This window comes from Rosistilla ulvae, assembly GCF_007741475.1.
Taxonomy (GTDB): Bacteria; Planctomycetota; Planctomycetia; order Pirellulales; family Pirellulaceae; genus Rosistilla; species Rosistilla ulvae.
Genome location: NZ_CP036261.1, coordinates 4,866,357 through 4,889,119, shown reverse-complemented (window position 1 = coordinate 4,889,119; position 22,763 = coordinate 4,866,357). Strand labels below are relative to the sequence as shown.

The 22,763-nt window shown below is 58.0% G+C and carries 18 protein-coding genes and 1 tRNA gene; 13 read left to right on the top strand and 6 right to left on the bottom strand.

The window, feature by feature from the left end; all coding sequences use genetic code 11:
• Positions 1–224 precede the first annotated feature (224 nt).
• The 3 genes from EC9_RS17260 to EC9_RS17250 all read right to left on the bottom strand — a co-directional run bounded on the left by EC9_RS17260 (position 225) and on the right by EC9_RS17250 (position 4,533).
• Positions 225–1,685 (bottom strand): aldehyde dehydrogenase family protein, encoded by a 1,461-nt coding sequence (locus EC9_RS17260; RefSeq protein WP_145347135.1) that lies wholly within the window; start codon positions 1,683–1,685, stop codon positions 225–227.
• 151 nt (positions 1,686–1,836) lie between these two features.
• Positions 1,837–2,943 carry an acyl-CoA synthetase family protein gene (locus EC9_RS17255; RefSeq protein WP_145122380.1) on the bottom strand — a complete coding sequence of 369 codons (1,107 nt, stop codon included), beginning with the start codon at positions 2,941–2,943 and terminating at the stop codon, positions 1,837–1,839.
• A 408-nt stretch (positions 2,944–3,351) separates the two neighbouring features.
• Positions 3,352–4,533, bottom strand: a complete 1,182-nt coding sequence (locus EC9_RS17250) for a carboxypeptidase-like regulatory domain-containing protein (protein WP_145347133.1) — start codon at positions 4,531–4,533, stop codon at positions 3,352–3,354.
• A gap of 449 nt (positions 4,534–4,982) precedes the next feature.
• Between EC9_RS17250 and dmeF the strand changes: the two genes are divergently transcribed.
• Positions 4,983–5,915, top strand: coding sequence for a CDF family Co(II)/Ni(II) efflux transporter DmeF (gene dmeF / locus EC9_RS17245; RefSeq protein WP_145347131.1), 933 nt, complete (start codon positions 4,983–4,985; stop codon positions 5,913–5,915).
• Between the two features lie 578 nt (positions 5,916–6,493).
• Positions 6,494–6,718: a hypothetical protein gene (locus EC9_RS17240; protein WP_145098045.1), complete on the top strand. Its 225-nt coding sequence runs from the start codon at positions 6,494–6,496 to the stop codon at positions 6,716–6,718.
• A 109-nt stretch (positions 6,719–6,827) separates the two neighbouring features.
• On the opposite strand, the gene amaB is transcribed toward EC9_RS17240, so the two are convergent.
• Positions 6,828–8,372, bottom strand: coding sequence for an L-piperidine-6-carboxylate dehydrogenase (amaB, locus tag EC9_RS17235; RefSeq protein ID WP_145347129.1), 1,545 nt, complete (start codon positions 8,370–8,372; stop codon positions 6,828–6,830).
• A 123-nt stretch (positions 8,373–8,495) separates the two neighbouring features.
• On the opposite strand from amaB, the gene EC9_RS17230 reads away from it, so the two are divergent.
• From EC9_RS17230 to EC9_RS17215, 4 genes are all read left to right on the top strand, one after another.
• A tRNA-Thr gene (locus EC9_RS17230) sits at positions 8,496–8,568 on the top strand.
• 49 nt (positions 8,569–8,617) lie between these two features.
• Complete coding sequence (locus tag EC9_RS17225; RefSeq protein WP_145347127.1) at positions 8,618–9,943, top strand: DNA-directed RNA polymerase subunit alpha C-terminal domain-containing protein; 1,326 nt, start codon at positions 8,618–8,620, stop codon at positions 9,941–9,943.
• Positions 9,944–9,951: 8 nt separating this feature from the next.
• A complete protein-coding gene (gene tgt, locus EC9_RS17220) occupies positions 9,952–11,079 on the top strand; it encodes a tRNA guanosine(34) transglycosylase Tgt (RefSeq protein WP_391556731.1) in 1,128 nt (375 codons plus the stop codon).
• A gap of 68 nt (positions 11,080–11,147) precedes the next feature.
• Entirely contained in the window at positions 11,148–11,801 is a 654-nt protein-coding gene (locus EC9_RS17215; RefSeq protein ID WP_145347125.1) for a hypothetical protein, read from the top strand.
• Between the two features lie 15 nt (positions 11,802–11,816).
• Here EC9_RS17215 and EC9_RS17210 read toward each other — a convergent pair whose 3' ends face one another.
• Complete coding sequence (locus tag EC9_RS17210) at positions 11,817–12,485, bottom strand: hypothetical protein (protein WP_218934213.1); 669 nt, start codon at positions 12,483–12,485, stop codon at positions 11,817–11,819.
• A 581-nt stretch (positions 12,486–13,066) separates the two neighbouring features.
• The gene (locus EC9_RS17205) at positions 13,067–13,945 is read right to left on the bottom strand and encodes a diguanylate cyclase (protein WP_145347121.1); all 879 of its coding nucleotides are present in this window, start codon (positions 13,943–13,945) and stop codon (positions 13,067–13,069) included.
• Positions 13,946–14,261: 316 nt separating this feature from the next.
• Between EC9_RS17205 and EC9_RS17200 the strand changes: the two genes are divergently transcribed.
• The 7 genes from EC9_RS17200 to rnhA all read left to right on the top strand — a co-directional run bounded on the left by EC9_RS17200 (position 14,262) and on the right by rnhA (position 22,760).
• Positions 14,262–16,586 carry a serine/threonine-protein kinase gene (locus EC9_RS17200; protein WP_218934212.1) on the top strand — a complete coding sequence of 775 codons (2,325 nt, stop codon included), beginning with the start codon at positions 14,262–14,264 and terminating at the stop codon, positions 16,584–16,586.
• Between the two features lie 265 nt (positions 16,587–16,851).
• A complete protein-coding gene (locus tag EC9_RS17195) occupies positions 16,852–17,577 on the top strand; it encodes a hypothetical protein (RefSeq protein ID WP_145347117.1) in 726 nt (241 codons plus the stop codon).
• The gene (locus EC9_RS17190) at positions 17,574–19,034 is read left to right on the top strand and encodes an aldehyde dehydrogenase family protein (RefSeq protein WP_145347115.1); all 1,461 of its coding nucleotides are present in this window, start codon (positions 17,574–17,576) and stop codon (positions 19,032–19,034) included. The genes EC9_RS17195 and EC9_RS17190 overlap by 4 nt, the downstream gene beginning before the upstream one ends.
• A gap of 29 nt (positions 19,035–19,063) precedes the next feature.
• Positions 19,064–20,590, top strand: coding sequence for a phytoene desaturase family protein (locus EC9_RS17185; RefSeq protein ID WP_145347113.1), 1,527 nt, complete (start codon positions 19,064–19,066; stop codon positions 20,588–20,590).
• 299 nt (positions 20,591–20,889) lie between these two features.
• The gene (locus EC9_RS17180) at positions 20,890–21,597 is read left to right on the top strand and encodes a response regulator (protein WP_145347111.1); all 708 of its coding nucleotides are present in this window, start codon (positions 20,890–20,892) and stop codon (positions 21,595–21,597) included.
• A 92-nt stretch (positions 21,598–21,689) separates the two neighbouring features.
• A complete protein-coding gene (locus EC9_RS17175; RefSeq protein ID WP_145347109.1) occupies positions 21,690–22,001 on the top strand; it encodes a hypothetical protein in 312 nt (103 codons plus the stop codon).
• A gap of 276 nt (positions 22,002–22,277) precedes the next feature.
• Positions 22,278–22,760, top strand: coding sequence for a ribonuclease HI (gene rnhA / locus EC9_RS17170; protein ID WP_246105741.1), 483 nt, complete (start codon positions 22,278–22,280; stop codon positions 22,758–22,760).
• The last annotated feature ends 3 nt before the right edge of the window (positions 22,761–22,763 follow it).

Sequence of the window (22,763 nt, the reverse complement as noted above, 5' to 3'; positions counted from 1 at the left end):
CCAGCAGTCGCCCGCGGAAAGCCGTCATATTCTATGCTGGCCGCACAGTTTCCGGCAAATGGGTAAGAGTTGCCGGTTGCGATTTTTTTAAGCCGATTCGCTCCCCGAAGGGAACGTAGAGAGGACGCCCCAGCAATCTATGGGACGCGCAAACGCGTCGCAGGTTCGGGCGAAATCGAACCCGACCTGCGACAATCTTTCCTGATTTGTGACGCAGCGAGACGCTACATCAGGTGGCTGGATCGGCCCCCAGCAGCGGCAACCGGCGTATCGGCAACCTGATACGCACGCGATCGGTAGAGGAAATCGATGATGTTTCCTTCGTGTGGTTGCAGCCAATTCAGGCGGTTTGTGGCGATCGGGCCGATGTTCAAGCGATCGATATCGGTGCTGTCCCCCGCTTGGCGGATCAGATCCTCGTTGTTGGTGATCACGGTGCCAACCAAAGTTGGGCCGATGCGACGCAGCATGTCGGCTTGAGGGCACTGAACGACGCTGACGAAGGGGAACATGTACTCCTTCGCCGCGACGCCGCGATCGGGCGAATCGGCGTGCACGACCATCGGTCGCAGGTAGGCACAGCGTTCTTTTTCGATCAGTTTGTCGCCGTATTCGGCCGTCAGATCGGTGACCCCTTCTTCTTGGAGGTCTTGTTCCACCATCGCCCACGTTCCGAGCGCCATCTGCTTCATCGTGAACGCAGCCAGTTCGGCGGTCGGGTCGGTCGGCGGTTTGACGTCGATCGGGCCGATCCGTTTGGCGATCGCTTCACCGATCTCGCGGGTGTGGCGGCTGGCCCAGATGCCCGAGCAGTTGATGCAGCTGCGGCCGGAGTTGATCGCGACGCTTTCGACCATCATGTCCAGATAATCTTCCCATTGGTCGACGACATCGTCTCCCAGGATGATCTTCGAGAATCCTGGGCCGTGGGCTTGGACGCGAGGGTTGTCGGCGTATTGAGCAAGCGTTTGAGCGCTGCCGAAGACCATCGATCGCGAGCATTTCGCCAACAGCGCGCCGCCAGCGTCGTGTCCGCCGGGGTACAGCGAAAACGCTTCGGCTGGAATTCCCGCTTCGATAAATGCGGCGACCATGCGGTACGGAGTCCACGGTTCTTGCGAACCCGGTTTCAGAGCCAATCCGACCTGCAGCGCGACCGCAGGCAACCACAACGTGTGCACGCCGGGCGAATTGTTTGGCAACACGGCCCCGAGGATTGGAGTTGTTGCTTGGTAGCTGACGATCACGCCGCGACCCTCTTCGCCGTAGCCGCGGGTGAAGATGTTGCGATCCAGTCCGCGGGTGAGCGCGTCGAGGATCTTATCCATGTTGGCCAAGCAGAACGAATTTTTCTTCAGGTTCGCGCGACACATGTGCTCCGGCAGGCCGGTGCTAGCCGATTGCTGGTGCACGAACTGGTCGACGGTCTGCGTCGAATCGCCCATCGGCAACTCGGCGTTCTCGAACAACTCAGCCGCTTTCTTGCACATCCCCATCAATTCATCGGTGGGGATTTTTCGCAGCGCGTCACGAGCGTTCTGCGATTTTCGCAAATCGCGTTGCACGATCCCGCCACCGACCTGGTTGACCATCGCGATCGGTTCGCCGGTGTTGAAGTGGACGACTTCTTGCTTTTCGAGCGATTCGTAAGGTTTTCCCCAACGCAGAGCGGGCAATTGTAACATGGTTTTCTCGCAGGCTGCCGATTCGATCGCCTCCGAAAATCGGAGGCGTAAGGAGATAGAAAGGTTCTCGGTTCATTTAGACGCCGACCGTCGTCGCATCGATAGTTCGGCGGCGACACTTCGGCGATCAAGAGATGGAAGGGTTCTAGGTTTAGTAGACGCCGACGGTCGTGGCCGAAGCCAGTTCGTGGAACGGTCGAACGCCGCTGACACCGTCCCATGGGAACTTGTCGAACGGAGCTTCGCGTTCTCCCTCGTCGCGTTCCAGGAAGCCGGGAACAAAGAACTCTTTCGTCAATGTGTACAACTTCACGCGTCCGGTGCCGCCCATGCTGACGACCTGCGTGTGATCTTCGAACTCAACCACTTCGGTCGCCGCTCGCGGTTGCGGAGCGTAGTAGCTGATCTTGTACTGTTCGGCGGCGGTGATCGGTTTGCTGCACGCCAGTCCCATCAGCGTGTTGCCGTAGGTTGGCGTCATGTAAACGCCACCCTCTTCGGGCGAACCGCCTAACAATTCCTCGACCGCGTACCGCGTCCACTGAGGCGTGAACTCGGTGCCGCCAGAGAAGATCCCCTTGATGCCCATCTCTTGAATGCTGCTGCCGCGTTCTTCCAAGGCATCGCCTAACGATTCCAACAACTTGGGCGTCGTGAACATGCACTGGATGTCATGCCCCGCGGTCAGGATCGTGATCGCTTGGTCGATGCAGTGCTTCTTGTATTCTTCCAGGTGTTCCATCCAGCCCTTTTTGATCAGCTTGACAACCCAGCGTGGATCGAGATCGACGCAGAAGCAGATTCCGCCGCGGTGTTGCGCCAGGTGTTCGACAGCCAATCGCAAGCGTCGCGGACCGCTTGGGCCCAGCATCAACCAGTTCGCTCCCTTGGGGAAGTGCTCCTCGGGCAGCGTGTCGCTGAACATCTCGTAATCGATCCAGTGATCGCGCATCACAACACGACTCTTGGGGACACCGGTCGTTCCGCCGGTCTCGAAGACGTAGACCGGTTCGTTTTCGTAGCCCTTGGGGACCCAACGGCGAACCGGACCGCCACGCAACCAATCGTCTTCAAACAGCGGGAACTTCTTCAGGTCGTCGAAACATTTGACTTCGGTCAACGGATCGAACTTCAGTTCGCTTTTCTTCTGCAACCAGAAAGGGCTTCCCGTCGATTCGTGGAAGTGCCACTGAACGATCTCGTGCGTGTGAGCGTCCAGCGTCGCTTTGGCCTCTGCAATGGCTGTATCTAAACTCATGTTCGATCAAATCCGTGAAGAAGGGACAGGTGAGATGATTTCTAGGTGATGTGGGTCGAGCAACGAATCTTGGCGGACAAACCAGAGTGATGCAAGCAGATCACAGGCGGGAGGTGATCACATGGGTCCGCAGATCGATAACCCCCAGGTTGCCTGGCATGGTCGATCACCGAAGTTAACGCAGGCGACCAGTGCTCGCAAGTTCCGAAGGATTATTGCAGCGCGGCAAGACAAAAAAAGCGGCCAGAGAAGTGGCCGCGGTGGGAGTCGTTTGGGTCGGGCAGTTTGCGACGCGCTGCTTTGGGGGAGGTGCGGCGCGTCGCGGTCCTCGTTCGATAGCTCGCGCGATCGTTTCCGCGCGATGAATCGCCTTTGGCTAAAGAGAGGAGCCAAAGGTTGGTGCCTCTTTTATGGTGACGCTGGGCTAGCGACGTTGTTGCTGTTTTGAGTTGCCAAGGCCGCAGCGGCAATTCCCAAAGCGCCAAGTCCTTCCAGGCCGCCAGCACCACCTCCGCCGCCGCCTCCGCCACCACCGGTCATGGTGGAGCCGGCTTGAGCCGAACCTGCAGGATTTGGTCCGGTTGGGGCTGCGTTGGGATCGACGGGCCATCCGAATTCGTCCAACGCGACTGCTTCGCCGATCTCTTCCAGTTCGCCATTTTCGTCGGATTTGACTTCGCTTTCGATTTGTTCCATCGCAAAGCTGGGGACGATTTCGGTGTTCAGTTCCGTTTCACCCACTGCGGCGTGGAACGAGACCAGATGCGTCGTCGCGTTGCTTTGCATGGCGTTGCTTGGCATCATCACTTCGAATCCGACCGCTGCGAAACCCGATTCACCTGCCGCGATCAAACCGTACGATCCTGGGGTCAGTTGAGGGATCGAGAACCGCCCGTCCTCGCCAACCGAAGCCATCGCGACCGATTTGTCTCCTTGGACGACCACTACATTCATGTTCCGCATGGGGTGGACCTTGCCGTCGTTGCCTGCGGGCAACGCCAGGCGTCCGGTCACGGTGCCGGCGGCGTTGGCAAAGACTTGCCCTTCGCCCGCGGGCTTACGCTCACGAATTGGATCGGTCGTGAATTGATGGATTGCGTAGGGCAGCGCGGGCTGCAGCGGAATGTAGCTGCGAACGCGTTGCATCACGAATTTGCTGTTGGTCCGCGCGGCGAGCACTTGCAGGCCGCTGGTCTGATCGGCAGCGACACCGTTGCCGCTGCTAGGCAGGACGTGCAGGGTGTAGGTCGCGAAAATGTTGGTGCCATGAACAACCAGGGCATAGGTGCCGCTGGGAACGTTCTCGATGGCAAAGCCCCCTTCGAGCGTCGTTCGGCCGCGCAGTGTCGTCGCCGATTCGCCGCCACCGAGCGGGATCAGCGCGATCCGCGCCAAATCGGCCCGTCGCAAGCTGCCAGCAACGGGAACGTCGACGCGGCCGTGCAGAGTTCCCGTTGAATCGAGCTGAACCCATTGTTGGGCAAGTAGCGGGTCGAGTGCCTGGTGCGTGGTTCCGGGATCGGTCTGTGCGCTGGCTATCGAGGCACAGGCAACCACGATCGAACAAGCGAGTATTCGGAAATGAGTCATCAAAGAAGGTTCCTTGCGTCTGTCAGTTTGCGCTGTTTGGGCGGAATGTGCACGGTGCGGCAATCTTGTCGAGACTATTTACCGCTCGACTCGATAGCAACACTTTCTCTGGAAATCGATCCAACTTTCGGCTGGTACGCATCGTAAATGCCTCTCCGTGGGGGCCGTCAGCGTGGCGGCATCAATATTGCCCGGTCGCGTGGCGGTTGATACCTCGATTTGAAAAGTGATTTGCCTGGCGCTATCCGCTTCGTTTTTGGCATCCATCGGTGAATGCTTCTATGATGGGATCGGATGATGTTGCCTGTTCGTTTCCCAAGGGATGAACTGGCCCGGTGCGGTATGTTGGCGTCGGTGGAATTGTGCAGATTGTGTGGTCGTTTTCCGTGCACACGCGGTACGGGCATGTCGCCAGGTCGAGATCAATCTAGTGGAGAGCAGTTGCAGCGATGAGCAAGCAAGAATTGTCGGCTTGGCACGACGACCATTCCTTCGGGCAGGATCAGAAAAGGCCCGGAGAGATGCGGACGATCATCGTGATCGCCATCACGTTGACGATGATGGTCGTCGAGATCGTGGCCGGCCAGGTCTACGATTCGATGGCGCTGTTAGCGGATGGGTTGCACATGGGGTCGCATGCGGCGGCGCTGACGATCTCTGTCTTCGCGTACATTTATGCCCGGCGTTACGCTCACGATACCTGGTACAGCTTTGGGACGGGGAAGGTCAACGCGTTGGGCGGGTTCTCCGGCGCATTGTTGCTGGGTGTTTTCTCGCTGCTGATGGTTTGGGAAAGTGTCCACCGGATGCTTGATCCGGTCGAAATTTCTTTTAACCAAGCGATCTTGGTCGCCGTGGTTGGACTGGTCGTCAACGCGCTGTGTGCGATGGTGCTTGGGCATTCACACGATCATGGTGACGGATCGAGTTGCAGCCACGATCACGACCATAATTTGAAAGCCGCCTACCTGCATGTTCTGGCCGACGCGCTGACCAGCGTGTTGGCGATCGCCGCCCTGTTGGCTGGCAAGTTCTGGGGCTGGGCGATCCTCGATCCCGTGATTGGAATCGTCGGAGCTGTCGTGGTCGCAAGGTGGTCGGTCAGCCTGCTTCGTTCGACCAGCGATGTCTTGCTGGACCGGCAAGCGACCGACCATGTGTTGGGTCGGATTCGCAGCGCGATCGAAGACGATGACCACAATGTGGTCGATCTGCATGTCTGGTCGATCGGGCCGGGAATGTACGCAACCGAGATCATCATCGTGTCGTCGAATCCCGTGTCGCCGGGGGAGTTCAAGAAGATGCTTCCCGACGACCTGTCGATCGCGCACGCCGCAGTGGAAGTGCATCACCGGGAGTCGGGCGTGGGGGCGGCGAATTGAACGATTGGGGTGTTTGGGGCGTCGTTGGTGAAGGGCTGCGGAAAACTATTTTTCAACGATCTTCCGGGCCGCATGTTGCTGGCAGCACAACTGCAGCATCTTGCCTGAAGGAAGTATTCGGCCTCGCACAGGAGATCGTCTGACAAGCCCCGTTGACATCGAAATGTCACGCAAGGGGGTGTGGATCCCCCTGGCGGGCCTCTTTGGGAGGAATCTTGACCGCTGCGGCATCCCCCTTTGTGGCGTTAAAACGCCCCCAGTTGCGACGCGTTTTTAGAGAATCTGTCGCGATTCTCTTAATATTTACCTGGCTTGATGTATTTCAAGGGGGGATCGTGTCAATTTAGGCTTGGGGCGGATAAACCCCCAAACAAAAAACTTGACTCTGCTCGCTGATTGTGAATAATGCATCAAGCTTCGATCGATAATCAAAGGTCAGCCCAATCTCCCATTGACACATTCATCTGCCTGTGGGAGGCAGATTTGCCGCATCCGAGGATGAGCGATGCGATAAGACAGCAACGTGCCGAGTTCCAACGTTCGGAGTACAGTTTGGAATCGGTGAGAGGACATTATTAATGACTGTTTGTAAAAACGTTTTTGAAGCCATCTTGCGCTACGGTCACGATGAAGACTTCGTTCCACAGGACTGGAACGACTTCAAAGAGACCGACGCACCAGCTGGATCTTCGGAGAAGATCGAAGTGCTGCGTAAGCGAGTCGAGCTGGGGCAGCCGCTGTGGCACGGTTCGGACCGTGTCGACTACAGCGGATTGACCGGAGCGATCCGCCCACGCGAATAAGCGACTGCTGGCGTGGCAACCGCCCTCGTCACGCCCCCAACTATAGGTCAGCAAAAACACCCGGTCGAATTCGATCGGGTGTTTTTTTATGCGGATTTCTCCGCTCGGTTTAGTCCAGGTCGAACTGGATCCCTTGAGCCAACGGCAGTTCGGGGCTGTAGTTGACAGTGTTGGTCGCCCGCCGCATGTACGCCTTCCAGGAATCGCTTCCCGATTCACGTCCGCCGCCGGTCTCTTTCTCGCCGCCAAACGCGCCGCCGATCTCGGCGCCGCTGGTCCCAATGTTGACATTTGCGATTCCGCAATCCGATCCGGCTGGGGAACAGAACAGTTCCGCTTCACGGACGTCGTTGGTCAGGATTGCCGAAGCGAGTCCCTGCGGGACACCGTTGTGCATCGCGATCGCATCGTCCAGATCGCTATATCGCATCAGATAAAGAATCGGTGCGAAGGTTTCTTGTTGCACGATCGGCGCATCGGCCGCGATTTCAACGATTGCCGGGCGAACGTAAAACCCGCCGGCAGGGACTTGGTTGGTAATCTGGTCCCCTCCGAATATCGTCCCACCCTGCTCTCGGGCCGCCGCCAGTGCGTCTTGCATCGCCAGTATCGCTCGTTCATCGATCAGTGGGCCGACCAGGGTTCCGTCGGTTGTTGGATCGCCGATCGGGAGTCGGGCGTAGAGTTTTTTCAACTGTTCTGCCATCGGATCGGCGATCGAATCGTGAACATACAGTCTACGCAGCGAAGTGCATCGCTGGCCGCAGGTGCCGACGGCGGCAAAGAGAATCGAGCGTGTTGCCAGTTCCAAGTCGGCCGACGGCGCAACGATCATGCCGTTGTTGCCCCCGAGTTCCAACAGCGACCGGCCTAGTCGCCGGGCAACGCGGACAGCGACGTCGCGGCCCATCGGGACCGAGCCGGTTGCCGAAACCAACGGCAGGTCGGGCGAATCGGCGATCGCTTTGCCGGTCTCTGCATCGCCGATCACCAGGCTCAACAGGCCCTGGTGGGCTTCGGGCATCTCCGCGGCAACGCCCGCTGCGATGCTGTGGCAGGCGATGGCGCACAGCGTTCCCTTTTCCGAAGGCTTCCAGACCACCGGATCGCCACAGACCAGAGCGATCATCGTGTTCCATGCCCAGACGGCGACGGGGAAGTTGAAAGCGCTGATCACGCCGACGGGGCCCAGCGGATGCCATTGCTCGGTCAGTCGGTGCAGCGGCCGTTCGCTGGCGATTGTCCTGCCGTAGAGTTGCCGGCTGAGCCCCACGGCGAAATCGCAGACGTCGATCATCTCCTGGACTTCGCCCAAGGATTCCTGGGTGATCTTGCCCGTTTCCCAACTGACCAGTTCGGCCAAATCCGATTTATGATGCCGCAGTCGGTCGCCGATTCGGCGGACCAATTCGCCTCGGACCGGCGCGGGGACAACGCGCCAAGAGACAAACGCTTCGCGGGCCGCAGAGGTCGCCTGGCTAACTTGGTCTGGCGATGCGACGGTCAGCGACGCGAGTTCGACGCCATCGATCGGCGAATGGGCGGAGAATGTCGGCCCGTGCCCGGCGACCCAGCGGTTGCCGACGGCAAGCCCTTTTGGTTCTGTGTGGATCCCTAAATCGAGCAGGATCGATTGGGCACGTGTATGGATCATCGCGATCAATCTCCCTTGGGTGGTATTATTTATTAATTGTAAATCAATTCTCCCCCAACCGTCCTCTTGACGAAATATGGGAAATTCTTTTATCTTGCTTATTCAGTGCAGTGCAAATCTCAGGCCGATGTAGCTCAACTGGCAGAGCGATTCATTCGTAATGAATAGGTTGCGGGTTCAAGTCCCACCATCGGCTCTTCACGCCCTCGCAAGGCCCGCTTGCCCTTCTGTAGGAACCCAACTCCATGGCTGAAGCTCACATGCTCGATCTGAAGGAGACGTTGCTTTCCAACGCGTCTTTTGGACCACAAGAAATCTATGTGATCCGTCAAGCAATTTCCGATGATTTCACGCATTTCACGGAACTCAAGGAAGGCGTTGGGCTGCTGGAACAAGACACCGAACGAACACCTGCGTCGCAAACGCGATTGGGTATCGGGCAGTTTTTGTTGGGGCGTTTCCAGGACGCCAAGCAGACCCTGCAATCGGCCGATGGCGGTGCGTTGGCTCAGTTCTACATTGGTCGCTGCCATTTCGAGCATTGCGAATACGCCGAAGCGATGGCTTCGTTCGAAGCGGCCAGAACCGCTGGCTACAACGCCGACGAATGCAATTTGGCGATCGCTGCGGTCCATCGTTACATGGGCGATGCGGAACAGGCATTGGCGACTTTGGACAACATGTTCGGTCCCGTCGAACAATCGGCTGAATATCTGTATCAGCGTGGCGCAACTGTCGCCTCGTTGGGTGGTAATCTGCCCGAAGCGGTTGCGTTGTATGAGCGAGCGATTCAAGCGAACCCACAGCACGCAGGGGCTCTGTTTGGTCTGGCCGTCGAGAACGATCGCCACGGCAACGACGATACCGCTTTGGAACTTTACGAACGCGCTTCGAAAGCCTTTCCAACCGGCGTCGGCGTACTGATCAACTTGGGCCTGATGAGCGAAGATCGCAACGATTTTGGCAAGGCTCAATTGTGCTACAAGCGAATTCTCGATTGCTATCCCGACCATCCACAGGCTCGCCTGTATATGAAGGATGCTTCGGCGTCGGGCAACGTTTTGTACGACGAGGAAACTCAGCGTCGAAACGATCGTTTGGCTCAAGTTCTGAACATCTCGGTCGCAAACTTCGAACTGTCGGTTCGCAGCCGAAACTGTCTGACCAAGATGGGCATCGATACGCTGGGCGATTTGACCCGCACCAGCGAAGCGGAACTGCTGGCCAGCAAGAACTTTGGCGAAACCAGTCTCTACGAAATTCGTGAGATCTTGAGCAGCAAGGGGCTGACCCTGGGCCAGTTCGCTCACGAGAAGAAGACCGCCGAACCGCCTGTCGACACGTCGCACCTGTCGCCTGCTGAGCAAGCGTTGTTGGATCGTCCGATCTCCGATCTGAATCTGTCGGTTCGTGCTCGCAAGTGCATGGTCCGTTTGGGATTGAACACGATCGGCGAATTGCTTCGCAAAACCGCCGACGAACTGCTCGAATGCAAGAACTTCGGTGTGACCAGCTTGGTTGAGATTCGCGAGAAGCTCGAACAGCACAATCTCACGCTTCGCGGCGAGTAAGGTAGTCGATTTTGCCTGCCGTCACGATCCAGTTGATCGCCGAAGATCCAAACACTCTGGCTCGCGCTGGTTTGTTGACGACGCCGCATGGCGAAGTCCCCACGCCCGCGTTCATGCCTGTGGGAACTCAGGCGACGGTCAAAGGAGTGACGGTCGATCAATTGAAGCAGTTGGGTGCTTCGATGATTCTCGGCAATACCTACCATCTCGGCCTTCGCCCTGGGCATGAACTGATTCGTTCGCTCGGCGGCCTGCATCGCTTCAGCGGATGGGACGGGCCAATCTTGACCGACTCGGGCGGGTTTCAGATCTTCAGCCTCGCACAATTGACCAAGATCACCGAGCACGGCGCGACGTTCAAGTCGCACATCGATGGCCGGGCGATCGAGTTGACGCCCGAGCATTCGATCGACATTCAAGAATCGCTTGGCAGCGACGTCGCAATGGTTCTGGATCATGTGATCGCGTTGCCCAACGAACCCGCCGTGATCGAAGATGCGATGCAGCGTTCGATCCGTTGGGCGAAACGTTGTTTGGAGCATGCCACGCGTGAAGACCAAGCTCGATTTGCGATCGTGCAAGGCGGGTTGGATCCCGAACTGCGTCGGCAATGTGCCCAAGAGATGAGCAAAGAAGATTTCGAGGGCTTCGCGATCGGCGGCCTGAGCGTTGGCGAACCGCCAGCGGAAATGTACAAGACGATCGAGGCGACGGTTCCCTATCTGCCGAAGGCTAAGCCACGGTATTTGATGGGCGTCGGGACGCCGATCGATCTGGTCGAAGCGATCGCTCGCGGTGTCGATATGTTCGATTGCGTGATGCCGACGCGGAACGGCCGCAATGCATTGGCCTTTACCGCCACCGGGGCGATGAAACTTCGCAACGCTAAGTTTCGGGAAGACGCTCGCCCGCTGGAAGAGGATTGTCCTTGTCCGGCTTGCCGACACAGCCGCGCCTATCTTCGCCACCTATTTGTCGTCGGAGAGATGTTGGGGCCGATCTTGTTGTCGATCCACAATCTGACGTTCTACCAGCGGTTGGTTCGGGAAGCGCGAAATCATATTCAAGCTGGTACCTATTCAACGTTCCTGGATCAGCAGCGTCGAATTTGGACGCCTGTCACGCAGGACTCCTGACGCCGAGCATTTCTGTCTCAGCGTTTTGCGACTGTTATTCATTCGACGACCGGTCTACGATAAACGCTATGATTGACTCATTCTCTATCGCGTTGGCGCTTGGCCCCTTGGCGATCTACCTGATGGTGATCGGTTATCTACAATCGGCCAGTCGACCGACCGTAACGACAGGTGCCCAAGACACGATCGCGTTGGCGATTGGTGTTGGTGGGTTTGTTCTTGCCGGCCCGTTGGTGCTCTTCTTTCCGACGATGGCCTACGGCATGTTGGGCTGGATCGTATGGATGATGTTGGGAGCGTTTTTTTTGCTCTCCCTGCTGCTGGTAATTCTGACGATGCGGCCGCGGATGGTGATCTACGGCGCGACCGCCGACGACGTGCGTGAGCCGTTGTTGCGAGCGGCTCAGTCGATCGACCCAGGTGCCCGGCTCGAAGGCCAGCAGATCTGGTTCCCCGCCGTCGGGACGGCGGTTCGCTTGGAGGTCTTTTCGCCTCAAGACACACCTCAAGTGGTACCCCCGTTGCAAACGATATCCCCCGTTTTCTGGCGACGCTTGGTGCAAGCGACGCGTCGTGAACTGGGGCATGTCGAAAACGCTTCCCGGTTTAGAGGAGTGGGGCTGTTACTTTTGGCCCTGGTGATCTTAGGGTTTGTAGGTCTGCAGATTGCGATGCAGCCCCAGGAGATCGTGTCGGGGTTCCGCGAGTGGTTGCGACTATAGTCGGCGTCCGTTAGTTCACTGTCCTGACGGATGCGGTTGCCAGTACCGCTGTCCAGTCATCATTAAGTAGCAGATGGACATCGCCAGCATCCCCACGGGAATCGTGACTAACGCGCCAGCGATGCACATAAGAAAGCCAAGGATATTCAGTACAGACGAGACAATCCCCAAAACAAAAGTGTTGAGGCGATTTCCTTTCGCATGTTGCCCCGAGAGTCGGAACGCTTCCATCACTCCGCAATCACGATCGACCAAAAAGTAGAAACACCAACAGTATGTCAGGCTAAAGTAGATTCCTGGGACTATTAGCAGAAGAAGTCCTAGATACATTCCCAGTGTAAATAGAATCGATACTCCTATATATCGCAGCACAAATGGCCCTCCGCTGAAGAGCATCCCGAGCTCTACCGCTTGCCCTCGCGCCACTGCGATGCCAAGACGTATCGCTCCGATCCCAATCCAAAGCTGAATTAGTTGGCTTATTAATGACGTCGCGATATTCACAACGGAATTCACCGGAGAATTCGGATCTCCTGTCACGTCGACCATGGCAACTGTTAAGGCCATGGTAGCGAGCATCAGACCACCAGATACACCCACGATAACCAGCACCGATCCAATCAGAAGGCCAGCATTCCTTTTGAATAACTCCCATCCGATCGAAACCGCTCCGATAGGATCCATCGGCTGAACCGAAAGCGTTCCCGAGCCGCCAGTTCCCATCGGTTGTGAAGCCGCGGCTGGCGAGGCGTAGGGATTTTGGTGGGACGCCGCGGCACCGCCGAAGTTGCCCCCGCCAAATCCGCCCGCGCCAAGATTGTCCCCGGCGGGCTGCCCACCGGTTGGCCCGCCGAAGCCGAAGGGATCGTTTGAGGGATCAGTCGCAGCGGGTGCCGGCTCCTCTGTTTGTGAGGCAGGGATTGTCTGAATCCGAGCACAGTTGGGGCACTTGGCTTGTTTGCCAGCGCTGTTGTCCGGCACTCGCAGTTTCTGTTGGCACCCATCACAGGGGAATTCGATCGGCATAACGGCGCTACCTCGCTTCGATTGGAACCTATTCGCCTTCGGGGAAACGTGTCCCCCGCAGGCACTGGACCGATAGCGTAAACGACTGTGCAAACTGTGCCAATTGAATTTCTTTGCGTGCCAAGCCCGCGTAGGTGACTTGTGCTAAAGTTGCGTCGGTCCCTATCGCGGTCGAACTGAGGTGAACCGCCGGGCCATTGTGTTACAAATCCGTCGACGCGCGGCGGCGTCATCAAGTGCTATCCGGCGACTTGATTGCGGCCAGCGTGCTTGGCCTGGTACAAGTATTTGTCGGCCGCGTCGAGCAGCGCTGACCGGGTTTCGATTTCGTCGACCGCTGGGGTGGCAACGCCGAGGCTGATCGTTACTTCGAGCAAGCCTGCCGATGTTTTGAATGCTTCTTCAACGCATGCCCTACGGCAACGTTCGGCGACGTCCAGGGCATTCTCGCGATTCGATTCGACGATCGCGATCGCAAACTCCTCGCCCCCAAATCGAGCCAAGATTTCGTCGCTGCGGAGCACATCGCCCAACCGCGACGAGATTTGCTGAAGCACTTCATCTCCCGCCAGGTGTCCGTGGGTGTCGTTGATCGATTTGAAATGGTCGATGTCTAACAAGATCAACGCGATCGGACGCTTATATCGACGGCACCGCGCGACCTCGCGGTCGAGGCTTTCCAGCAGATAGCGTTTATTGAAAACGCCGGTCAGCCCATCGCGGGTCATCATCGAATAGACGGTCTCGTGGTACTGCGCCTCCAGGTCGTGGTCGGCCAGAAAGCGAAAGATTCGGCTGCCCAATTGGATGTGGTCGCCGGTCTGCAGTTCGTGAGACTGCACAGCTTGGCCATTGATGATCACGCCGTTGGTGCTGCCGAGATCGCGGATCGTGTAGTGGTCATCCCGTTTGACAATCTCGGCATGGTGCCGCGAAACGGAATGGTCGGGCAGTCGCAGGCTGCAGTGCGAATCGCGGCCAATCTGGATCGTCTCCGTGATCTCTATCGGCCCGCGATTCAGATCCACCGGATGGATCTGCACCAACCATCGCTGCGATCCGACAGCATCTTCGGTTGCCGGTTCGACCAGCAAGGTTGGCTCTTGAATCATGGACATCCGGCAGTTCCCGCGGGACAAGTGAAAGAAAACGCGACACCTTCATTCAGCGGGAACGGTATCCCGCTGTGGAAAAATGGTGAGATATGTTTGCCGCCCCTGCGGTGATCGGGTTTGCTGCAGCGAGCAATTTCGCTCGATCCCGACCGGGTCCGGGTGTGTTGTAGTAAGTGGCCGGGCTGTTCCGATTGCTCGGTCCCTAGGATGTCGGGGCGGAATCGGTTTGCCGTTTTGTGTGCGGCAGAGAGTTCTATGTTTATACGTTGCGTCCTATTGGGGACGTCCTCTCGTCCAAGCGTCCAATGGGTACCAGTTCATGATTTATTCACCAGGTTCGGGTGCCACGGATGTTGTTTCTGGTTCCGACCCGCGTAGAGGGGCCGCGCCGGAAGAGCCGCTTCCGTCGGGCTCCGATCGGTATGCCGGAGATCATGAACTGGGGCGTGGCGGTTGGGGCGTGGTGATGCGTGCCAACGACCTGCAGCTGGATCGCGATGTCGCCGTGAAACAGTTGGGGGCTCACGCTGTTGGGAATGCCGACCTCGTCCAGCGTTTCATTCATGAAGGGTTGCTTACCGCCCAGCTGCAACATCCGGGGATCGTCCCGGTGTACGAACGCGGGGTCCGACGCGAGGACGGTCAGCCGTTCTACGCAATGAAATTGTTGGATGGCGTAACGCTTGAACACAAGATTCGCGACTGCCATTGCCAGCAGCCAGGTCCCAAAAAACAGGCGTTGTTGCATGAATTGCTGCGCAGCTTTGTCGATATCTGCAATGCGGTCGCCTACGCTCATCAACAAAAAATCATCCATCGCGATCTGAAACCGGCAAACGTGATCGTAGGGCAATTTGGTGAAACCGTGGTCGTCGATTGGGGCTTGGCAAAGCGGTTGGATGATTCATCGGTGGATGATTCGTCGGCCGATCTCAACGCGATGGCGACCTTGGCTGGCGGGACGCCAATCGCCGGTTCACCCGATCCGGCCGCGGGAACGAATGGACCGGTCGCAACGCGGATCGGAACCGTCGTTGGCACGCCGGCTTACATGTCGCCCGAGCAGGCTCGAGGGGCGACCGATCGGATCGGTCCGTCCAGCGACATCTACTCGCTAGGCATCATCTTGTATGAACTGCTGACGGGGCGAACCCCGTTTCAAGCCGACGACGTTCAAGTGACGCTCGCCAACGTGATCGCCGGACGGTACGAAAAACCACGCGAGATCGATCGATCCGTTCCCAGGCCGCTGGAATCGATCTGCATCAAGGCGATCGCCGCGCAGCCACAGGACCGATACGAAACGGCCCAACAGATTGCCGAAGAGGTCAGTTGTTTTCTAGCGGGTGACAAAGTCGACTCGCATCGCGAAACAGCGATCGAACGCTTCGGTCGAGCGTCGCGTCAGCGCCCTGCATTGGTCGCCGCCATCATTGTTGGGGCGACGGTCTTGGCTGTTTGTGCATCGGCAACTAGCGTAGTCGTCGCCCGCGCCCATCGATCTGAACGGCTAGCCAAGGAGCAAGCTTTGCGGGCACATGCGGAAGAGGTTGTTGTGCGCAAGCAGGCCGAGGATGAACGGCATTGGGCCTATCGGCATCTGCACCAGGTGCAAGACGCGGCCGACGGATGGCTGAACCAATTGAATCGGGCGTTGGCCAACTATCCTGCGGTCGAGCCATTGCGACGCGATCTATTGCGTCGGGCGATTGTCCATTATCAATCGCTATATCACGGGCTGGTCGATCGGGCGCAGCACCCATTGGATGCGGTCCGCTGCTTGTTGGAAGTTGCCAATCTGCAGCGGATGTCGGGTGATTTTCTGTCAGCGGAGCAGACGTATTTGATCGCCCGTGAATCGATCGCTGCGATACCAGACTACGGCATGCCGACGCAGCGTCTGTTGCGAGCTCGTGTTCTCGTCTCGATGGGACTACTGCAATCCGCTCGGCAAACTGGAGTGGCAACCCACGAAATGATCTCCGATCTGCAAACTGCGGTGGCGGGATTGGCTAATCCGTTTGGTTCGGAACCACTCGATTCCGGTTCGCTCGTTGCGATGGCTGAAGGGAATCTTGTGATCGGTCGGTTCTTGATGCGAGGCAGTCGCTGTGACGAGAGCATCGCGGCACTGCGGGAAGCGTTGCGGTATGCCATGTTGTTAGAGAGTCGTCGGCCCAGCGAAGGGCTGCGTCGGTTGTCGGAGATTCAGATCGCGTTGTCCGAAGCCTATCGCAATGCGGATCGGAACCTGCAGGCGGCCGCGACGCTTGGTGAGTTGATCGATCGGATCGACGCGCTGCCTGCACTGTCTCGGTCGCGGACCGATTGGCTGTCGACACGGGCTTGGGCTCAGGTCCGTTGGGGCCAGGTGGAACAAACGCTTGGCGAGTCGGCGGCGGCTGGGAAGGCCTATCGCCGAGGGTTGGAGGACCTCGCCTCGGCGTGGCAGTTGCTGGAGCAGACGTCATCGTCGTCGGGGGGCGTTGTTGCGTCGGATGAACCCGACTTGCGGTGGTTGTTGGATCGCTGTTTAGAGTGCGCTGCGAACGAAGCCGAAGGGGAGGCTTGGGGGAGTCGACGGCCTTGGGGAGCGTTGCTGCAAGAGCTGCAAAGCAACGTCGGCCTCCTTTCGCTCGATTGAATGGGCCCCCAGTGTGGTGATGTTGTGTGTTCTATTGCAACGGAACTCGGGGTGGTCGTTTTCGCATTTGTTTGGCATCCAAAATTGTATCGATCTCCTGGGCAGACAAACCGTTAGGAAGTAGGTACGATGAAATGTTAGAGGTCTCGTCTCCAATCGGAATTCCGCCAGGGTGGAAGCTTGGTGGCAGCGACGCGTAATTATGTTTGGCAGTTGTGACCTGAAGCGGGGCGAGCATGCGGGGCAGCACGAGGGAGTTCGTTTAGTGCCTAAGAAGAAAACGATTGTTCCAGAGAAAGTCAAATCTCGGAGCATCACCAGTGTCCAGCGAAACGCCGCGCTGCGACGCATTCAAGACAGCGTTGCACTGTCGCCGCTTTTGACACAATTGGAGGTCGGCGTGGTGCAACGGGGATCGCATTTTTATCTGGAGTATGATTACGCGGGCGTGCCCCTTCCTGTGGCACGTATCACTCCAATGAAAGGCAGTCCCGCGTTTGCGTTGGAGTCGGAGGCGGCTGACGCGTGGGTGTTGTATGGGCAGGGGACGCCCAGCCGGATCGTGAAGCTGTTGTGCAATGACACGCTGGGGACCTTTCATGCGTTGGGTTCGATCGACCAAACGCTTCGCAACGCTCACGGCAAGATTCCCGAGATCGTTCAGACAACGCCGCGGACATTCGTATACAAAGACACCCGTCTCCCCTGCTCGCTGCAGGAGGCGTTACACTTTTACTACGGCATTCCATTGGTGGTGGTGATGGAACCGCGGGCGTTCTACAGTCAGCACGCCGAACCGTCGCTGTTGGAAACCAGCGATGATAACTGCCAGATCTTGGTTCGATTCTGCAGCCGCAATCCTGCTCGGCCGCAGATTGTGGGGCATGGTTATTACAGGTATCTCGATGGCGATTGGTACGGCATTGGGGTGCCGCCGGAAATAGCCAATACGCTCGATGAAGCGGAGGCTTACTTGATGTTGTCGCTGTGATTTTGATCGATGAAACCAATTGCGACGCGGCGTTATCGAATGCCGCGGCAGCGCAGATCCAGTGGGCTCGTTTGAGCGTACGCCAGCGAGCTCGGCAGATGCGGTCGGTGCAAACGCATGTGGCTCAATCGGCCGACGATCTATGTGATTTGATCACCCTGCCCCAACGCCGCTCGCGGACCGAAACGCTGTCGGCCGAATTGATCCCGTTGTGCGAGGCATTGCGTTATCTGCAACGCAATGCTGCGAGGGTTTTAGCGACGCGAAAACTGGGGATCACCGGTCGCCCACTATGGTTGTGGGGAACGCGCAGCGAAGTCCAGCGAGTTCCGTTAGGCCGTGTTCTGATCTTGGCCCCGTGGAACTATCCACTTCTATTGGCGGGAGTCCAAGCGGCACAAGCGTTGGTCGCTGGGAACGCCGTGCTGTTGAAGCCCGCTCCGGGATGTGAAGCGGCAACGGCGACGTTGGTCGATTGTTTCCAAGCCGTCGTCGGAACTCAATTAATTCAACAGGTTCACAGCGATCCGGCGGTAGCGTCGCGGTTGATCCAATCTGGCGTCGAGAAGATCGTGCTGACCGGAGCGTCGCAGACCGGGCGACGGGTGTTGGCGACGGCAGCGGATTCGTTGACGCCCGCCACGATGGAGTTGAGCGGATGTGATGCGATGGTGGTGTTGGCCGGAGCGGATAGCCAACGCGTCGTTCGATCGCTGTTGTTTGGTTTGAATTTCAACAGCGGTGCAACCTGTATCGCGCCGCGACGGGTCTTTGTTCCCCGGCAGCAATCCGATTACTATCGCAAGCGGTTGACGTCGCAATTGGCCCGATTGCCAGCGGTTCCCGTGCATCGGAGCGTTGGCGAACGGTTGGTCCAGGTGGTCGAGGATGCGATCGCCCGCGGGGCTCAAGTGGTCGGCGGTCTGTGGGATCGTCAGGCGTTCGAACGGACTGGCTGCACGCCGCCGCTGGTTTTGTTTGGTGCCCGCCCCGATTGGCAGCTGATGTCCGCCGATTTGTTTGCACCGATCGCTGCGGTTTGTGATTATTCATCCCCCGACGAATTGCCCGAGCTGGTCGGCAGTTCTCCCTATGCCTTGGCGGCGTCGATTTTTGGGCCGCGAGCGGCGGCGGTCGATCTGGCCAACCGTTTGGCCGTTGGGACCGTCACGATCAATGACCTTATTGTGCCCACAGCCGATCCTCGGCTACCCTTTGGGGGACGTCGCGAGAGCGGATTTGGATCGACTCGCGGCGCCGAAGGGTTGTTGGCGATGACCTGTCCGCGCGTGATCGCCCGGCAATCGTTGCGGAACCCCAAGCATTTGGCGCCGTCGACCGCAGGGGACGAAGAGATTCTGGCCGGTTTGCTGCAGCTGAATTTCGCTGGCGGTTGGCGTCGACGGCTGTGTGGCCTGGGACAGATGGTCCGCGGGATTCGCCACAGCCGAGAATAGAGAAGCACTGAAGGGCCAAAAACGAACCAATGGGCAACGGAACGGAAAAAACGCAAAACGTCGTCGTGGTTGGCGGCGGCTTGGCAGGCCTATCGGCCGCTTGTACGGCGGCGGCCCGCGGTCATCGCGTGACCCTGTTGGACAAGAACGAATGGGTTGGCGGAAAGGCGGCCATCTTGGAAGGTGGCGGGTACCGATTCGACATGGGGCCCACGATCTTAACCCTACCTTCGGTCCTGAAACGCATTTTCAGTGAAGCGGGGCGCGATCTACACGATTACATGGAGCTTGTGCCGCTGGATCCGCAGTGGCGTTGTTTCTTCGATGGCGGCGGCGTCTTGGACTTGGTTAGCGATGTTCAAGCGATGCGGAAGCGGTTGGACGAGTTCACCGGTTCACCCGACAGTGGCGAGGGGTACCAGCGATTCATTCAGGTCTCCAAGCAGCTACACGAAGTCTCCGAACGGTTCTTCTTTTGGCGCAGCATCGGATCGATCCGAGACACGATGGACGCCAGCGGCGCGTTCTCGCCGGCGGTGCTTAGAGACGTGATGAGTCTGCGGATGGGGAAAAGCGTATCCAAGGTCGTCCGGCAACACATCCCCGACGATCGCGCGGCGCAGATGATCGATCACTTCACCCAATACGTCGGATCGTCACCCGAAGCGTCGCCGGCGGTTTTGTGTGGGATCGCTCACATGCAAACGGCCGAAGGCGTCTGGTATCCGGTCGGCGGAACGCGCGCGGTCGTCGAAGGCCTTTCGCGGTTGGCGATCGAATTGGGGGTCGATATTCGCCTCGGGGTCGACGTCGCCAGGATTCTTGTTGAATCGGGAAGGGCGACCGGGGTGTTAACGACGACGGGGGAAGTGATCGCGGCCGACGCCGTGGTCAGCAATTGCGATTCGGTTCGCACCTACAGGGAACTGTTAAAAGATTGCCCCCGGGCGCGATTGAAGCTGCGCAATCCCGAACCTGCCTGCAGCGGCGTCGTCCTGTATTTGGGGCTGGACCGACGATATGAACAATTGCTGCACCACAATTTTGTCTTCTCACGCGATCCGGAAGAGGAGTTCGATTACATCTACCGCCGCGGTGAATTGGCTCCCGAACCGACCTGTTATGTTTGCGCTCCGGCGATCACCGAACCTCAGGTCGCTCCCGAGGGGGGCGAAGCGTTGTATGTATTGGTCCACACGCCCTACTTGCGGCCTGGGCATGATTGGACGGCGATGCTGCCCGATTATCGCCGGCGGATTATCGAAAAGTTGCAGGAGACAGGGGAGTTGGATGATTTGGAGAGTCACATCAAATTTGAACAGGTGCTGACACCGCAAGACATCCACAATCGCTATCGCGTGCTCAACGGAGCGATTTACGGTTTGGCGAGTCACGGAAAGTTTACCGGTGCGTTCAAACCAGCCAATCGCCGCAAGGATATCCGGGGATTGTATCTGGCTGGCGGGGCGGCTCATCCCGGGCCGGGGATGCCAATGGTGATGATGAGCGGTTGGATCGCGGCCGATTCGTTGGACCAAGATGTCCAACGTGGGTAGCTCACCCAACCGAACGCCCCCCATTTGAACAGGTCGTCGAGGAGGACGACTCGCGTTAACGTTGTCGCCAAACCGGCTGTGCGATAGAATTTCACGGTAGGCTTGCGATAGGGGCGGCGTGGTCGCCCTTGCCTTAACGTAACCCTAACCCAATCTTCATTTGACACTAACCACTTCGGGGTAGCCGATTCGTTGGCTGTCGTCGACGATACCAACAATAACTGCGTTGTGCGAAGTAGCCGATCGCGCATTGAGAGCAACAAAACTATCCAACAGGCAACACGAAGGTCTTCACACGCATGCCGAATATCAAAGTTCTCGTGGTCGAGGACGATTTAAGCGTCGCTGAGGTATTGGTCTACAACCTGAAAAAAGAGGGATTTGAGGTTTCGCGTGCCCTGGACGGTCGCGATGCGCTCAACCAGGCACGGCTGAAATTGCCCGACCTGGTGATTCTCGACGTGATGTTACCATCGCTCAACGGGTTGGAAGTCTGCCGCACGTTGCGAGCTGGCGAAGATACGAAAAACATTTCGATTTTGATGCTGACAGCAAAATCGGAAGATTCCGATCAGATCGCCGGGTTTTCGATCGGGGCGGATGATTACGTCTGCAAACCGTTCAGCGTGGCGGTCTTGTTGCAACGGGTCAAAGCGTTGCTGCGTCGCCGCGAACAAGCGGCTGTGGTGAAGAACCAGGATGTTGTCACCTACAAGTCGGTCAGCGTCGACCGACGCCGCTACAAAGCGACAGTTGGGGAGGAGCCGTTGGATCTGACTCGCAGCGAGTTCCGTTTGCTGGACACTTTGATTCGCCAACCCGGCCGCGTGTTTGATCGGGCTGAATTGATCGACGCGGCGTTGGGCGAGGACACGATGGTTCTGGAACGGACGATCGACGTTCATATTCGGGCGCTGCGAAAGAAGCTTGGCCCTTATGCCGACGTGATCGAAACGGTTCGTGGAGTCGGATATCGATTCAGCGAAGCGATGCACGAAGAGGTCTGACCTAACGTGTCCGTCACCGATGCGATAGTTCTGATGTCGGCGGGAGGAACCGCTGACCGGAACCTTGCACCCCTGCGACGGAGAGATCTACGATGGCCAAGTACTACATTGAATCGGGAACTATGAAGGCAGTTGTTTCGGCAGACGATTCGCACAAGGCGGCCTTGTGGGCGGTCCACCGTGCGATGCAGCAAGTCGTGCCGATGTACGACGATCAAAACACCACGGCCAACGACAAGTGCGAAATGGCGACCAGCGAAGGAATGATGGTCTTGGATCAAAAGATCTCGATCAGCGAGATCGGGTTCGATCGCGTCGACGCCCAGGTCGTGAACACCTACGACGTGGTCAGCGAATGGAACCAATTGATGGTTGCCCTGTCGCGACTCGAAAGCCTGCTGTAACGCGGCACCGTTGCAAGCCCTTCTTTATCAACGGGCTTGCGCAGGGGGGCCCCTGAGATATCCGCCGGTACGCGACAGCGTCCGGTTCCTCGGGGAATCGCGACCTCGCGCACTGCGGTTGATTCGTCATACCCCAACGACGGATTTGGCACGCCAGCCGACCGACGGCTCTTGGCAAGTTACCTTCGATTTTCGTACAGTGATCGGTCAGCGACGTGGGGCGCGTCGGTGTGTGCCGGTCAGCCACGATTCGAAAATACAGAGAAGGCCAATTTCTTGGACGCAGCGACCCCGACGACAGCGAAGCCGACGCGATTGATTCATCTATTCACCGATGGCGCCTGCAGCGGCAATCCCGGACCGGGCGGTTGGGCGTTTGTCTTACGCGACTTGCAAAGTGGCGCGGAGAAAGAATGCAATGGCGGCGAGCCGGAGACGACCAACAACAAGATGGAGATGTTGGCTGTCATTCGAGGGCTGGAAACGCTGAAGCGGCCCTGCAAAGTGACGCTCTATTCGGACAGCAGTTACGTTGGACAGGGGATCAGCAAATGGATGCCCGGTTGGAAACGCAACGGTTGGCGCCGCAAGGTGGGCAGCAAGTTCGCGGAGCTGAAAAATGCCGACCTTTGGCAGCAGTTGGATCGTCAGTTGCAGATCCACGAAGTGACTTTTGAGCACGTCAAAGGGCACAGCGGTCACGAGGAGAATGAACGCTGTGATCAATTGGCGGTTGCGGCGTACCAGCAGTATCTGTAGCGG